Below are 14,528 nucleotides of genomic sequence, written 5' to 3' on the forward strand. Positions count from 1 at the left end.
TTGCGCGTCTGCTGCGCGCGCCTGCTACACGCGTCTGCTGCGCGCCCCGATCCTACAGAAAAAACGGCCGGCGCGCTTTCGCGCAGCCGGCCGTTCGTACGCCCGTCCGCTTACTGCTGCGGCGGCGTATCCGTTTGCGACGCTGCCGCCGCTTCGTTCAGGAGCGCCTTCGCCGACAGGCGCACGCGCCCCTTCTCGTCCGTCTGGATCACCTTGACCTTGACCTGCTGGCCTTCCTTCAGGTAGTCGTTGATGTCCTTCACGCGCTCGTTGACGATTTCCGAGATGTGCAGCAGGCCGTCCTTGCCCGGCAGCAGGTTCACGATCGCGCCGAAATCGAGCAGCTTCAGCACCGTGCCTTCGTACACCTGGCCGACTTCGATCTCGGCCGTGATGTTCTCGATGCGCTTCTTCGCTTCGGCCATGCCTTCGCTGTTCGTGCTCGCGATCGTCACGACGCCGTCATCCGAGATGTCGATCGTCGTGCCGGTTTCCTCGGTCAGCGCGCGGATCACCGAACCGCCCTTGCCGATCACGTCGCGGATCTTTTCCGGGTTGATCTTGATCGTGATCATGCGCGGTGCGAATTCCGACAGCTGCGTGTTCGCGCCGGAGACCGCCGCCGTCATCTTGCCGAGGATGTGCATGCGGCCTTCCTTCGCCTGCGCGAGCGCGACCTGCATGATTTCCTTCGTGATGCCCTGGATCTTGATGTCCATCTGCAGCGCGGTCACGCCCTGCTCGGTGCCCGCGACCTTGAAGTCCATGTCGCCGAGGTGATCTTCGTCGCCGAGGATGTCGGTCAGCACCGCGAACTTGTTGCCTTCGAGGATCAGGCCCATCGCGATGCCCGCGACGTGCGCCTTCATCGGCACGCCGGCGTCCATCAGCGCGAGGCAGCCGCCGCACACCGACGCCATCGACGACGAACCGTTCGATTCGGTGATTTCCGACACGACGCGGATCGAATAGCCGAATTCGTCGGCGCTCGGCAGGCACTTGACCAGCGCGCGCTTGGCCAGGCGGCCGTGGCCGATTTCGCGGCGCTTCGGCGAGCCGACGCGGCCCGTTTCGCCGGTCGCGAACGGGGGCATGTTGTAGTGGAGCATGAAGCGCTCGCGGTATTCGCCTTCGAGCGCGTCGATGATCTGCTCGTCACCCTTCGTGCCGAGCGTCGCGACGACGAGCGCCTGCGTTTCGCCACGCGTGAACAGCGCCGAGCCGTGGGTGCGCGGCAGCACGCCCGTGCGGATCTCGATCGGACGCACGGTGCGCGTGTCGCGGCCGTCGATGCGCGGCTCGCCGTTCAGGATCTGCGAACGGACGATCTTCGCCTCGATGTCGAACAGGACGTTGCCGACGGTGGCCTTGTCGGCCGCGGCCGTACCGGCCGCCTGCGCGTCTTCCTCGAGCTTCGCCGAAGTCGCCGCGTAGACTTCCTTCAGCTTCGTCGAGCGGGCCTGCTTGTCGCGCAGCTGGTAAGCGGCGAGCAGGTCGTTCTGCGCCAGCTCGGTCACGCGCGCGATCAGCGCCTCGTTCTTCGGCGCCGGCTGCCAGTCCCACTCGGGCTTGCCGCCTTCGCGCACCAGTTCGTGGATCGCGTCGATCGCCACCTGCATCTGCTCGTGGCCGAACACGACCGCGCCCAGCATCACTTCTTCCGACAGCTGGTCGGCTTCCGATTCGACCATCAGCACCGCGCGTTCCGTACCCGCGACGACGAGGTCGAGGCTCGACGCCTTGATCTGGTCACGCGTCGGGTTCAGCACGTAGCCGTTGTCGATGTAGGCCACGCGCGCCGCGCCGACCGGGCCGTTGAACGGCAGGCCCGACACGGCCAGCGCCGCCGATGCGCCGATCAGCGCCGGGATGTCCGCCGGGATGTCCGGGTTCACGGACAGCACGTGGATCACGACCTGCACTTCGTTGTAGAAGCCTTCCGGGAACAGCGGGCGCAGCGGACGGTCGATCAGGCGCGACGTCAGCGTCTCGTGCTCCGACGGACGGCCTTCGCGGCGGAAGAAGCCGCCCGGGATCTTGCCGGCCGAGTAGGTCTTTTCGATGTAGTCGACGGTCAGCGGGAAGAAATCCTGGCCCGGCTTCGCCGACTTCGCGCCGACGACGGTCGCGAGCACGACGGTGTCTTCGACGTCGACGATCACGGCGCCGCTCGCCTGGCGGGCGATTTCACCGGTTTCGAGGCGCACCTTGTGCTGGCCCCACTGGAATTCCTTCACGACCTTGTTGAACATGGACATGGTTGCTCCTTTGGATTCGTTCATAACATTCGCCGCGCCGGCGGACCGTTGCGGCGGCGTCCCGGCCGATTCACCCGGAGCAAGGTGTGTTTTTTATGCCATTCCAGCGCGGCGCGCATGCAGCGCCGCGCTGGAATGACACAAATCCCGCCCCCGGAATCGGCCGTTCGGGCAGCCCGGCGCGAAACGGCCGGACAACCCGCGGTGCGTGTGACGCTACGCACCGCGCAAAAACAAAATGCCTGTATCAGCGCACTGACACAGGCATCTTGATGGCGGCAATCGCGCCGATTACTTACGCAGACCCAGCTTCTCGATCAGTGCGCGGTAACGGTCGGCATCCTTGCCCTTGAGGTAGTCGAGCAGCTTGCGGCGGCGGCTCACCATGCGCAGCAGGCCGCGGCGGCTGTGGTGATCCTTTGCGTGGGTCTTGAAGTGACCCGTCAGTTCCACGATGCGTGCGGTCAGCAGTGCGACCTGCACTTCGGGCGAACCCGTGTCATTGGTGCCACGTGCGAACTGGGCGACGACTTCCGACTTCTTGATATCTGCGACAGACATTTGATTTCCTTTCTAACTGAACAGGCGGACACGGAAGAATGGCCGTGCCGTGATTTACAACCGGCCCGCATTCTAGCACAACTCCGCGTCGATCCGAACCGCTTTGTCACGGACGCGTCATCGTGCACGTCGACGACGCGTCCGTCTGCTGCGACGGGACCGCGAGCACGGTCCGAAAGCCATAGCCGGAACCCTCGTTGTCGAAGCGCACGCCCGGCGTGCCGGCCTTGTCCATTTCCATCACGTAAAGGGGCTGGATCAACTGGTGGTCCTGTGCGCGCATCCGCGACGCGTGGAAACCGTTATCGAACGACAGGCCCTCGAGCGCACGCGCGACCGCCACCGGGTCGGCCGAGCCGGCGCGGTTCATGGCCGCCGCCACCATCTCGATCATCAGGCTCATCCGCAGCACCGGGTAATCGTCCTGCGCGGCCGGGAAGCGGGTCCGGAACGCGTGGTAGAACGCGTCCGACTTCGCGCCGCCCGCGTTCGGGTGCCAATCAGCGACCGCCACGACCCGCCCGACGCCCGCATCGCCGAGCGCCACCGGCGCGCCCAGGCTGTTGCCGTAGAACGTATAGAACTTCGCGTTCAGGCCCTGCTCGCGCGCGGCCTTGACGAGCAGCGTCAGGTCGTTGCCCCAGTTGCCGGTCACGACGGCGTCCGCGCCGCTCGCGCGGATCTTCGCGACGTACGGCGCGAAATCCTTGATGCGCCCGATCGGATGGAATTCGTCGCCGACCACCGCCACGTCCGGCCGCCGCGCGGCCAGCGCCTGCCGCGCGAGCGTGCTGACGTCATGTCCGAAGCTGTAGTCCTGGTTCAGCAGATAGACCTTGCGCAGCGCGCGATCGCGCGCCATCACGTCGGCGAGCGCCGCCATCCGCATTCCCGCGTGCGCGTCGAAGCGGAAGTGCCAGAAACTGCAGCGCGCGCCCGTCAGCGCCGGGTCGTCGGCCGAGTAATTGAGGAACAGCATCCGGGCGTCCGGATTGCGGGCGTTCTGCTTGTCGAGCGCCGCGACCAGCGCGGCCGCGACCGCCGAGCTGTTGCCTTGCGTGACGAAGCCGACGCGACGGTCCGCCGCCGCGCGCAACTGCACCAGCGCCTCTTCCGGGCTGCCCTTGCTGTCGAGCACGACGAGTTCGAGCGGATGCGCGCCGTCGCGCAGCTTCACGCCGCCGGCCGCGTTGACCCGCTCGACGCCGAACCGCAGGTTGCGCTCGACCGCGGCGCCCGCGTTCGCGAACGGGCCGGACATGCCCTCGATCAGCGCGATGCGCACCGGCTCGCCGCCCGCGAACGCCGACGACGCCAGCACCCAGCCCGCGCTCCATGCGAGCGCGCAACGCTTCCATATCTGCATCGGCCTGCCAGCCCCCGATTCCGCGTGAGAAGCGCGGATCATAGGCCGCAGCGCCCCGCGCGGGCAAGCGAGCGCGTGCTTCCGCGATCCCGCACCGAATTGTTCCCGGCCGCGCGCCGGAATGCGCGGTCCGTGATACAACGTGCGTATTCCCCGTGATTCTTGGAGAAACACATGCGTATTCGTGTCCCGGTGCTGCTCGCCTGCGTGGCAGCGCTGTTCGCCGGTTGCGCGCAGCCGTGGCAGCAATATCAGGCCGGCCAGGACCAGTCGGCGATCGTCGCTCGCATGGGCCCGCCGCGCGAAATCTACGACCTGCCCGGCGGCGGCAAACGCCTGATGTGGCCGACCCAGCCGATGGGCGAGATCACGGTCGCAGCCGATGTCGACGGGTCCGGCAAGATCGTCAACGTTCGGCAGGTGCTGCAGCCGAACGAGTTCTACCGCGCGGAAATCGGCAAGTGGACCAAGACCGACGTCCTCGTCAATTTCGGCCGCCCGGTCGAGACGTCCTACTTTCCACTGATGAAGCGCGAGGCGTGGACCTACCGCTACCTCGAGGACAACGTCTGGTACATGATGTACAGCTTCTATTTCGACAGCCAGGGCATCCTGCGGCTCACGCAGAAAACCCCCGATCCGCTGCACGATCCCGATCGCCGCAATCTGTTCTGAACGCGCGGCGCGATTCCAGCGCATTTCCACAACGGCCATTCACGAATTATTGCGCGAATGGCCTTTCTTTTTTACCGCTCTCCCATTAAATCTCAAAATATAGAAGCAAACCTTTCCGGATCAATGAAATTCAATAACCATTAACCGGAATCCTCCGCCACACATACCTCCACGAGAAATCGCATCGGTGATGAGTCGAATGCCTCAAGCTGGTGCGGGTCATGCACCATCTCGATTTAATTTGAAACAATTTGTTTCACTGCCACCTTGAGCCAGGGCATACCCCTAATATCAGCCGGAATTGAACCTTTCAATTTAGAAAGCATCCTGATCCATCCGTTTCGATGGATTTTCATTTGCTTTCATCAAAAAGGAGTCCTCATGAATCGCCCCAAGAGCATGCTGGTCGCCAACATCGCCTGGGCCCGCGAAGCGCGCGAGCGCACGCCCGGCTTCTTCGACGCGCTCGCGCGCGGCCAGAATCCGCGCGTGCTATGGATCGGCTGCTCGGACAGTCGCGTGCCGGCCGAGGCCATCACGCACAGCGCGCCCGGCGACCTGTTCGTCCATCGCAACATCGCGAACCTGTTCCACCCCGACGACGACAACTGCGCGAGCGTGCTCGAGTACGCGGTGCGCGTGCTCAACGTCGATCACGTGATCGTTTGCGGGCATTACGGCTGCGGCGGCGTGCGCGCGTCGCTGCTGCCGCCGCCGACTGACCTGCCGCACGTCAGCCGCCGGATCGCGCCGCTGTGCGCGCTCGCGCGCCGCCACCGCGACACGCTCGCCGGCCTCGACGATGCGGCGGCCGCCGACCGCCTCGCCAAGCTGAACGTGCTCGAACAGGTCCGGCTGCTGCGCGCGTCGCCGATCGTGCGCGATCGCGAACCGTCGCCGCTCGTGCACGGCTGGATCTTTTCGCTCGCCGACGGCCGCCTCAAGGAGCTGGATTCCGGCTACTCGACGCAGCCTGCGGACGCCGCGCTCGCGCAGGCCGCGCCCGCACCGGCGCTCGGCTGAACCGCATCACGCCCCGCACGCCAACGAAACCGCCCTTCCCCCGACCATGAAACTGAACGAGCGTCTGTCCTCACTGCCGCGCGACATCGTCGCCGGCATCGTCGTCTTCCTCGTCGCGCTGCCGCTGTGTCTCGGCATCGCCAACGCGTCCGGCGTCGAGCCGTTCGCCGGGCTCGTGTCCGGCATCGTCGGCGGACTCGTCGTCGCGCTCTTGAGCGGCTCGTCGCTGTCCGTCAGCGGCCCCGCCGCCGGGCTCGTCGTGATCGTCGTCGAAGGCATTGCGCAACTCGGCAGCTTCCCGGCATTCCTGCTCGCCGTGCTGCTGTCCGGCATCCTGCAGTTCGGCTTCGGCATGCTGCGCGCCGGCCGCTTCGCGGCCTACGTGCCGTCCCCCGTCATCAAGGGCATGCTCGCCGCGATCGGGCTGCTGCTGATCGTCAAGCAGATCCCGTTCGCGCTCGGCATCGGCGGGGTTGCCGCGCAACCGCTCGCCGCGCTGCCCGGCCTGAGCGCCGCGTGGATCGCGGCGGCGACCGCGCTCGCGTCGCTCACGCTGCTGGTCGCGTGGGAGTCGCCCGCGCTGCGCCGTTTCGCGATCGTGCGCGCGGTGCCGGCGCCGCTCGCGGTCGTCACGCTCGGCATCGGCGCGACGCTCGTGCTCGGCGCGCTGGCGCCCCCGCTCGCGCCCGGCGCCGCGCACCGGGTCGCGCTGCCCGAGCTCGCGTCGTTTGCGGCCTTCGCGGCATCGCTCAAGCATGCGGAACTCGGCCCCAATTTCGCGCAGCTGATCAACCCGGACGTCTGGCGGGTGGCGATCACGCTGGCGATCGTCGCGAGCCTCGAAACTCTGCTGAGCCTCGAAGCGGTCGAGCAGATCGACCCGAAGCGCCGGCCGACCCAGCCGGATCGCGAACTGAAGGCGCAAGGCGTCGGCAATCTCGTCGCCGGCGCGATGGGCGGGCTGCCGATCACGTCGGTGATCGTGCGCAGCTCGGTCAACGTCAACGCGGGCGCGCAAAGCCGGCTGTCGGCAATCGTGCACGGCGTGCTGCTGCTCGTCAGCGTGTTCGCGCTCACGGGCCTCATCAACCTGATCCCGCTCGCGAGCCTCGCGGCCATCCTGATCCACACCGGTTTCAAGCTGACCAAGCCGGCGCTGTTCCGCTCGGTCGCAAAACAGGGGCCGGCCGCGTTCGCGCCGTTCGTCGCGACGATCGCCGGCGTGCTCGCCGTCGACCTGCTGTTCGGCATCGCGCTCGGCCTCGCGTGCAGCGTCCTCACGGTCGCCGTCGCGAACCTGCAAAGCCCGGTCACGCTCGCGCAGCATGACGACCACTTCCTGCTGTCGTTCCGCAAGGACGTGTCGTTTCTCGGCAAGGTGCAGGTCAAGCACCACCTGCGGCACATTCCGGACCGCGCGGCGGTGATCATCGACGCGACGCGCGCCGACTACATCGACCACGACGTGCTCGAACTGCTCGATGCGTTCATCGCCGACGCGCCGCGGCGCGGGATCGCGGTCGAGTTTCGCCGGCCGTGCCCGTCGCCTCGCGCCGCCGCGCGGCGCTGGCAATTCCGCGCGAGCGCCGCGGAGTGAGCCCGAGATGAAAAAACGCCCCGGCGGCATGGAGCCGCACGGGGCGTTTCGACGGCGCGCGACGCGCTTACGAGCGCTGCGGGTTGAGCTTGTCGTCCTTCGCCTGCAGCTTGTTCAGCGCCGAAATATAGGCCTTCGCGGACGCCGCGACGATATCCGGATCGGTGCCGACGCCGTTGACGATCCGCCCGCTCTTCGACAGGCGCACCGTCACTTCGCCCTGCGCCTGCGTGCCGGTCGTGATGGCGTTGACCGAGTACAGCAGCAGTTCGGAACCGCTGCCGACCTCGCCTTCGATCGCGTTGAACGTCGCGTCGACCGGGCCGTTGCCGCGCGCCTCGCCGGTCACTTCCTTGCCGTCGACCGCGAACACGACCTTCGCGTGCGGCTGCTCGCCCGTCTCGGAATGCTGCGCGAGCGACACGAACTTGAAGTGCTCCTGCTCGGCTGCCTGCGCGGCTTCCTCGGACACGATCGCGATGATATCTTCGTCGAAGATTTCCGCCTTGCGGTCGGCCAGATCCTTGAAGCGCATGAACGCGGCGTTCAGGTCGGCTTCGCTGTCGAGCGCGATGCCGAGCTCCTGCAGGCGCTGCTTGAACGCGTTGCGGCCCGACAGCTTGCCGAGCACGATCTTGTTGGCGGTCCAGCCCACGTCTTCCGCACGCATGATCTCGTACGTGTCGCGCGCCTTCAGCACGCCGTCCTGGTGGATGCCCGACGCGTGCGCGAACGCGTTCGCGCCGACCACCGCCTTGTTCGGCTGCACGACGAAGCCGGTGATCTGCGACACGAGCTTCGAGGTCGGCACGATCTGCGTCGTGTCGATGCCGACGTCGAGGCCGAAATAGTCCTTGCGGGTCTTCACGGCCATCACGATTTCCTCGAGCGACGTGTTGCCCGCGCGCTCGCCGAGACCGTTGATCGTGCATTCGACCTGGCGCGCGCCGCCGATCTTCACGCCGGCGAGCGAGTTCGCAACCGCCATCCCGAGGTCGTTGTGGCAGTGCACCGAGAAGATCGCCTTGTCCGAGTTCGGGATGCGCTCGCGCAGCGTCTTCACGAGGTTGCCGTACAGCTCAGGCACGCCGTAGCCGACCGTATCGGCGATGTTGATCGTCGTCGCGCCCTCCGCGATCACGGCTTCCAGCACGCGGCAGAGGAAGTCCATGTCCGAGCGGCTGCCGTCTTCCGGCGAGAATTCGACGTTGTCGGTGAACTTGCGCGCGAAACGCACCGCGAGGCGCGCCTGCTCGAACACCTGGTCCGGCGTCATGCGCAGCTTCTTTTCCATGTGCAGCGGCGACGTCGCGATGAACGTATGGATCCGGAAGCTGTCCGCCGGCTTCAGCGCGTCGGCCGCGCGCTGGATGTCCTTATCGTTCGCCCGCGCCAGCGAGCAGATCGTGCTGTCCTTCACGAGACCCGCGATCGTGTGGATCGCGTCGAAGTCGCCGTTCGAGCTGGCGGCGAAGCCGGCCTCGATCACGTCGACCTTCATCCGTTCGAGATGCTTCGCGATCCGGATCTTCTCTTCCTTCGTCATCGACGCGCCGGGCGACTGTTCACCGTCACGCAACGTCGTATCGAAAATGATCAGCTTGTCTGTCATGGGGGGCTCCAAGGCTCTTTGTTCGGGGGTACAACGAGATGGATTCGCGCCACCGCTGGCGACGCTGAACGACAGACGAGCCTGGACGGGGGGCGAAAACGGTCAGCGCGGCAGGCGCGCTAGCGCTAGCGCGCGTAGCGGCGCACCGGCTAGAAGGAGGGAGAGGCGGGAAAATGCAGTCATGCCGACGACTATAGCGGCATTCCGCAGGCCGCGCAATCGGACGACTCCCGAAGTGTGGGTGGAAAAAGGGGCACATAAAAACGGCGGCCCGCAGGCCGCCGTTTCGGAACGTGTCGCGCGTCAATGCTCGCGCTGCGACGAGCGCGCCGGATTCGGACGCCCGCGCACCGCCATGTAGGCCCAGAACACGTAGCCGGACAGCCCGTACAGCACGAACAGGCAGAACAGCATCAGCGGCGGATCGGACGACACCAGCACGAACGCGACGACGACCAGCAGGGTCGCCGCGAACGGCACGCGGTGGCGCACGTCGAGCGCCTTGCCGCTGTAGAACGGCGCGTTCGACACCATCGTCACGCCTGCATAGATGGTCAGCACGAACGCGACCCACGGCAGCCAGCCGAGCTTCATCGGCACGCGGTTGTCGGTCGCGAGCCACACGAAGCCGGCGATCAGCGCCGCGGCGGCCGGGCTCGGCAGCCCCTGGAAGAAGCGCTTGTCGACCACCCCGATGTTCGCGTTGAAGCGCGCGAGGCGCAGCGCGGCGCCCGAGCAGTAGACGAACGCGGCGAGCCAGCCCCAGCGGCCGAGATCCTTCAGCACCCACTCGTACATCACGAGCGCCGGCGCGACGCCGAACGACACCATGTCGGACAGGCTGTCGAACTGCTCGCCGAACGCGCTCTGCGTATGCGTCATGCGCGCGACCCGCCCGTCCATCCCGTCGAGCACCATCGCGGCGAAGATCGCGATCGCGGCGATCTCGAAGCGCACGTTCATCGCCTGCACCACCGCGAAGAACCCGCAGAACAGCGCGGCCGTGGTGAACGCATTCGGCAGCAGGTAGATGCCGCGCGTCTTCAGGAACTGCTGGCGCTTCGCGCGGCGGCTCTCGACGATCGGCGCCGGATCGGGCGCGACCGACTTGTTGCGGCGGAACGGCCGCAGGGTGCCGTTGCGCGGCCGGCGCGGTTTGAATGCGGCCATCGTGCGCCCCGCCGCTTACTGTTCCAGCTCGGCGAGGATCGTCGACGACGCGTAGACCTTCTCGCCGATCGACACCTTCGCGCGGCTGCCGAGCGGCAGGTATACGTCGACGCGCGAACCGAAGCGGATGAAGCCGTAGCGCTGGCCGCGCGACAGCGGCTCGCCGGCGCGCACGTAGCACAGGATGCGGCGCGCGACGAGGCCCGCGATCTGCACCGCGGTGACGGTCTTGCCGCTGGCCGTCTGGATCACGACGGCGTTGCGCTCGTTCTCGGTCGACGCCTTGTCGATCGCCGCGTTCAGGAACGCGCCCGGGAAGTACTCGACCTTGGTCACGGCGCCGTCCACCGGCGAACGCTGCGAGTGGACGTTGAAGACATTCATGAACACGCTGATCTTCAGCGCTTCGCGGTTCGCATACGGATCCTGCGCGGTCTCGACCGCGACGATGCGGCCGTCGGCCGGGCACAGCACCGCGTTCGGCTGCGCCGGGATCGGGCGCTGCGGGTCGCGGAAGAACTGGACGACGAAGACGACCAGCAGCCAGAACGGCCACGCGAAGCCGAAGCCCCCGACGGCATGGATCAACAGCGCGATGACGGCTGCAATCGCGATGAACGGCCAGCCTTCGCGCGCGATGATCGGATGAGGATAGTTCATGGATTCGTTCTGTGTTCGGTGAATTGCAAAGCCCGTAGGATAGCAAAAGCCGCCCGGGGCACTGCTGCCATCGGGCGGCTTTTTGCTACCGACCCTCCTCTCGAAGGGCCGGAACAGCTCGCGCTGCTTAGTTCTTCGACTGGTCGACGAGCTTGTTCTTCGCGATCCACGGCATCATCGCGCGCAGCTTCGCGCCGACCTGCTCGATCTGGTGCTCGGCCGTCAGGCGGCGGCGCGACTGCAGCGTCGGTGCGCCGGCCTTGTTCTCGAGAATGAAGCTCTTCGCGTATTCGCCGGTCTGGATGTCGGTCAGGCACTGCTTCATCGCCTTCTTCGTCTCTTCCGTGACGACGCGCGGGCCCGTCACGTACTCGCCGTATTCGGCGTTGTTCGAGATCGAGTAGTTCATGTTCGCGATGCCGCCTTCGTAGATCAGGTCGACGATCAGCTTCAGCTCGTGCAGGCACTCGAAGTACGCCATTTCCGGCGCGTAGCCCGCTTCGACCAGCGTCTCGAAACCGGCCTTGATCAGCTCGACGGTGCCGCCGCACAGCACGGCCTGCTCGCCGAACAGGTCGGTTTCCGTCTCTTCACGGAAGTTCGTCTCGATGATGCCCGCACGGCCGCCGCCGTTCGCTGCTGCGTACGACAGCGCGATGTCGCGCGCCGCGCCCGACTTGTTCTGCGCAACCGCGATCAGGTGCGGCACGCCGCCACCCTGCGAGTACGTGCCGCGCACCGTGTGGCCCGGCGCCTTCGGCGCGATCATGATCACGTCGAGGTCGGCGCGCGGGATCACCTGGCCGTAGTGGACGTTGAAGCCATGCGCGAATGCGAGCGCCGCGCCCTGCTTGATGTTCGCGTGCACTTCCTTCGCGTACACGTCGGCGATCTGCTCGTCCGGCAGCAGCATCATCACGACGTCGGCGCCCTTCACCGCTTCAGCGACTTCCTTGACCGACAGGCCGGCGTTCTCGGCCTTGCTCCACGACGCGCCGCCCTTGCGGAGGCCGACCGTCACGTTCACGCCGCTGTCCTTCAGGTTCAGCGCGTGCGCGTGGCCTTGCGAGCCGTAGCCGATGATCGTGACTTGCTTGCCCTTGATGAGGGAGAGGTCGGCGTCTTTGTCGTAGAAAACGTTCATGATGGTTCCTTCGCTAATTCAAAAATTCAAAATTCGTTCAGATGGAGTACTGCGGGCCGGGACATGACGGCGCACCCGGCGTGCCTGTCCGGCATCACACCTTCAGGATGCGCTCGCCGCGTCCGATGCCGGAGCTGCCGGTGCGCACGGTCTCGAGGATCGCGCCCGCGTCCAGCCCCTGGATGAATGCGTCGAGCTTGTCGCTCGCGCCCGTCAATTCGATCGTGTAGGTCTTCTCGGTCACGTCGATGATGCGGCCCCGGAAAATGTCCGACATCCGCTTCATCTCTTCGCGCTCCTTGCCCACTGCACGCACCTTGATCAGCATCAGCTCGCGTTCGATGTGTGCACCGTCGGTCAGGTCCACCACTTTCACCACCTCGATCAGGCGGTTCAGATGCTTCGTGATCTGTTCGATCACGTCGTCGGAGCCGATGGAAACGATGGTGAGCCGCGACAGCGATTGGTCTTCGGTCGGCGCCACCGTCAAGGTTTCGATGTTGTAGCCGCGTGCGGAAAACAGGCCGACCACGCGCGACAGCGCGCCCGGTTCGTTTTCCAGCAGGACGGAAATGATGTGTCTCATGTTCGCTTCTTCCAGAATGTGTCCGTGTCGATTAGCCCGCGTCGCGCGCCGCCGTATGCCGCGCCGCCTTTCGTGAAGGCGGCCGCATCCGGCCTCGCGCGCGCCGCGCCGTTACAGATCTTCCGATCCGAGCAGCATCTCGGTGATGCCCTTGCCGGCCTGGACCATCGGCCAGACGTTTTCGGTCGGATCGGTCTGGAAGTCGAGAAACACGGTGCGGTCCTTCAGGCGCAGCGCTTCCTTCAGCGCCGGCTCGACGTCCGCAGTCCTTTCGATGCGCATGCCGACATGGCCGTATGCCTCGGCGAGCTTCACGAAGTCCGGCAGCGCATCCATGTACGAATGCGAATAGCGCTTGCTGTATTCGATCTGCTGCCACTGGCGAACCATGCCGAGGTAGCGGTTGTTCAGCGAAATGATCTTGATCGGCGTGTCGTACTGCAGGCAGGTCGACAACTCCTGGATGCACATCTGGATCGAGCCTTCGCCCGTGATGCACAGCACGTCGTCGTCCGGGTGCGCCATCTTGACGCCCATCGCCGCCGGCAGGCCGAAGCCCATCGTGCCGAGGCCGCCCGAATTGATCCAGCGGCGCGGCTTGTTGAAGCGGTAGAACTGCGCGGCCCACATCTGGTGCTGGCCGACGTCCGAGCACACGAACGCGTTGCCGTCCGTCAGCTCCCACGCCTTCTCGACCACGTACTGCGGCTTGATGATCTCGCTTTCGCGGTCGTACTTCAGGCAGTCCTTCGCGCGCCAGCCTTCGATGTCCTTCCACCATTGCGCGAGCGCCTCGGTGTCCGGGCCGTGCTCGGCCGTCTGCAGCTGCTCGATCAGCTCCTTCAGCACTTCCTTCACGTCGCCGACGATCGGGATGTCGACCTTCACGCGCTTCGAGATCGACGACGGGTCGATGTCGATGTGGATGATCTTGCGCGGACGCGACGCGAAGTGCGCCGGGTCGCCGATCACGCGGTCGTCGAAGCGCGCGCCGATCGCGATCAGCACGTCGCAGTGCTGCATCGCCATGTTCGCTTCGTAGGTGCCGTGCATGCCGAGCATGCCGAGGAATTTCTTGTCCGACGCGCGATAGCCGCCGAGGCCCATCAGCGTGTTGGTGACCGGGTAGCCGAGCAGGTCCGCGAACTGGTTCAGCTCGCGCGACGCGTCGGCGAGGATGATGCCGCCGCCGGTATAGATGTACGGGCGCTTCGCCGACAGCAGCAGCGACACCGCCTTGCGGATCTGGCCCGAATGGCCTTTCGTGACCGGGTTGTACGAGCGCAGCGACACGCTCTTGACGGGCACGTACTCGCACGGCGTCTTCGAGATGTCCTTCGGGATGTCGATCAGCACCGGGCCCGGGCGGCCGGTGCGCGCGATGTAGAACGCCTTCTTGACGGTTTCGGCGAGCTCGCGCACGTCCTTCACGAGGAAGTTGTGCTTCACGCACGGACGCGTGATGCCGACCGTGTCGCATTCCTGGAACGCGTCCTGGCCGATCGCCGCGGTCGGCACCTGGCCGCTGATCACGACCATCGGGATCGAATCCATGTAGGCCGTCGCGATGCCGGTCACCGCGTTGGTGACGCCGGGGCCGGACGTCACGAGACAGACGCCGACATTGCCGGTGGAACGCGCATACGCATCGGCTGCGTGCACGGCCGCCTGTTCGTGGCGCACCAGCACGTGCTGAATCTTGTCCTGCTTGTAGAGCTCGTCGTAGATATAGAGAACCGAGCCGCCGGGGTAGCCCCAGATGAATTCGACGTTTTCGTCGGCCAGTGCCTTCATGAGCACGGTGGCGCCGATCGAGTCGCTATCGGGAGGGGAAAGGGGTTCCGACGTGGAGAATTCCGCGCTGGGCATGTTCATC

General features: G+C 66.0%; 12 protein-coding genes. 3 read left to right on the forward strand and 9 right to left on the reverse strand.

Going from position 1 to position 14,528, the window contains the following annotated elements:
• Nucleotides 1-110 precede the first annotated feature (110 nt).
• From pnp to ACFIMZ_RS14145, 3 genes are all read right to left on the reverse strand, one after another.
• Nucleotides 111-2,258 (reverse strand): polyribonucleotide nucleotidyltransferase, encoded by a 2,148-nt coding sequence (gene pnp, locus ACFIMZ_RS14135; protein WP_431820055.1) that lies wholly within the window; start codon nt 2,256-2,258, stop codon nt 111-113.
• Between the two features lie 291 nt (nt 2,259-2,549).
• Complete coding sequence (rpsO, locus tag ACFIMZ_RS14140; protein WP_006398792.1) at nt 2,550-2,819, reverse strand: 30S ribosomal protein S15; 270 nt, start codon at nt 2,817-2,819, stop codon at nt 2,550-2,552.
• Nucleotides 2,820-2,925: 106 nt separating this feature from the next.
• Entirely contained in the window at nt 2,926-4,185 is a 1,260-nt protein-coding gene (locus ACFIMZ_RS14145) for a branched-chain amino acid ABC transporter substrate-binding protein (protein ID WP_431820056.1), read from the reverse strand.
• 174 nt (nt 4,186-4,359) lie between these two features.
• Here ACFIMZ_RS14145 and ACFIMZ_RS14150 point away from each other — a divergent pair, with 174 nt between their 5' ends.
• The 3 genes from ACFIMZ_RS14150 to ACFIMZ_RS14160 all read left to right on the forward strand — a co-directional run bounded on the left by ACFIMZ_RS14150 (nt 4,360) and on the right by ACFIMZ_RS14160 (nt 7,480).
• Entirely contained in the window at nt 4,360-4,860 is a 501-nt protein-coding gene (locus tag ACFIMZ_RS14150; RefSeq protein WP_010091185.1) for a hypothetical protein, read from the forward strand.
• A gap of 381 nt (nt 4,861-5,241) precedes the next feature.
• A complete protein-coding gene (locus ACFIMZ_RS14155) occupies nt 5,242-5,883 on the forward strand; it encodes a carbonic anhydrase (RefSeq protein ID WP_431820057.1) in 642 nt (213 codons plus the stop codon).
• 46 nt (nt 5,884-5,929) lie between these two features.
• Complete coding sequence (locus ACFIMZ_RS14160; RefSeq protein WP_431820058.1) at nt 5,930-7,480, forward strand: SulP family inorganic anion transporter; 1,551 nt, start codon at nt 5,930-5,932, stop codon at nt 7,478-7,480.
• Nucleotides 7,481-7,547: 67 nt separating this feature from the next.
• Here ACFIMZ_RS14160 and ACFIMZ_RS14165 read toward each other — a convergent pair whose 3' ends face one another.
• The 6 genes from ACFIMZ_RS14165 to ACFIMZ_RS14190 all read right to left on the reverse strand — a co-directional run bounded on the left by ACFIMZ_RS14165 (nt 7,548) and on the right by ACFIMZ_RS14190 (nt 14,527).
• Nucleotides 7,548-9,092, reverse strand: coding sequence for a 2-isopropylmalate synthase (locus ACFIMZ_RS14165; RefSeq protein ID WP_431820059.1), 1,545 nt, complete (start codon nt 9,090-9,092; stop codon nt 7,548-7,550).
• 303 nt (nt 9,093-9,395) lie between these two features.
• The gene (gene pssA / locus ACFIMZ_RS14170) at nt 9,396-10,262 is read right to left on the reverse strand and encodes a CDP-diacylglycerol--serine O-phosphatidyltransferase (RefSeq protein WP_084904532.1); all 867 of its coding nucleotides are present in this window, start codon (nt 10,260-10,262) and stop codon (nt 9,396-9,398) included.
• Nucleotides 10,263-10,277: 15 nt separating this feature from the next.
• Nucleotides 10,278-10,922, reverse strand: coding sequence for a phosphatidylserine decarboxylase (locus tag ACFIMZ_RS14175; protein ID WP_059566267.1), 645 nt, complete (start codon nt 10,920-10,922; stop codon nt 10,278-10,280).
• A 127-nt stretch (nt 10,923-11,049) separates the two neighbouring features.
• Entirely contained in the window at nt 11,050-12,066 is a 1,017-nt protein-coding gene (ilvC, locus tag ACFIMZ_RS14180; protein WP_059448723.1) for a ketol-acid reductoisomerase, read from the reverse strand.
• Nucleotides 12,067-12,160: 94 nt separating this feature from the next.
• Nucleotides 12,161-12,652: an acetolactate synthase small subunit gene (gene ilvN, locus ACFIMZ_RS14185; RefSeq protein WP_006398781.1), complete on the reverse strand. Its 492-nt coding sequence runs from the start codon at nt 12,650-12,652 to the stop codon at nt 12,161-12,163.
• A gap of 111 nt (nt 12,653-12,763) precedes the next feature.
• Nucleotides 12,764-14,527: an acetolactate synthase 3 catalytic subunit gene (locus ACFIMZ_RS14190; RefSeq protein WP_431820060.1), complete on the reverse strand. Its 1,764-nt coding sequence runs from the start codon at nt 14,525-14,527 to the stop codon at nt 12,764-12,766.
• Between the last annotated feature and the right edge of the window lies 1 nt (nt 14,528).

This window comes from Burkholderia sp. F1 (assembly GCF_050813845.1).
Lineage (GTDB): Bacteria > Pseudomonadota > Gammaproteobacteria > Burkholderiales > Burkholderiaceae > Burkholderia > Burkholderia ubonensis.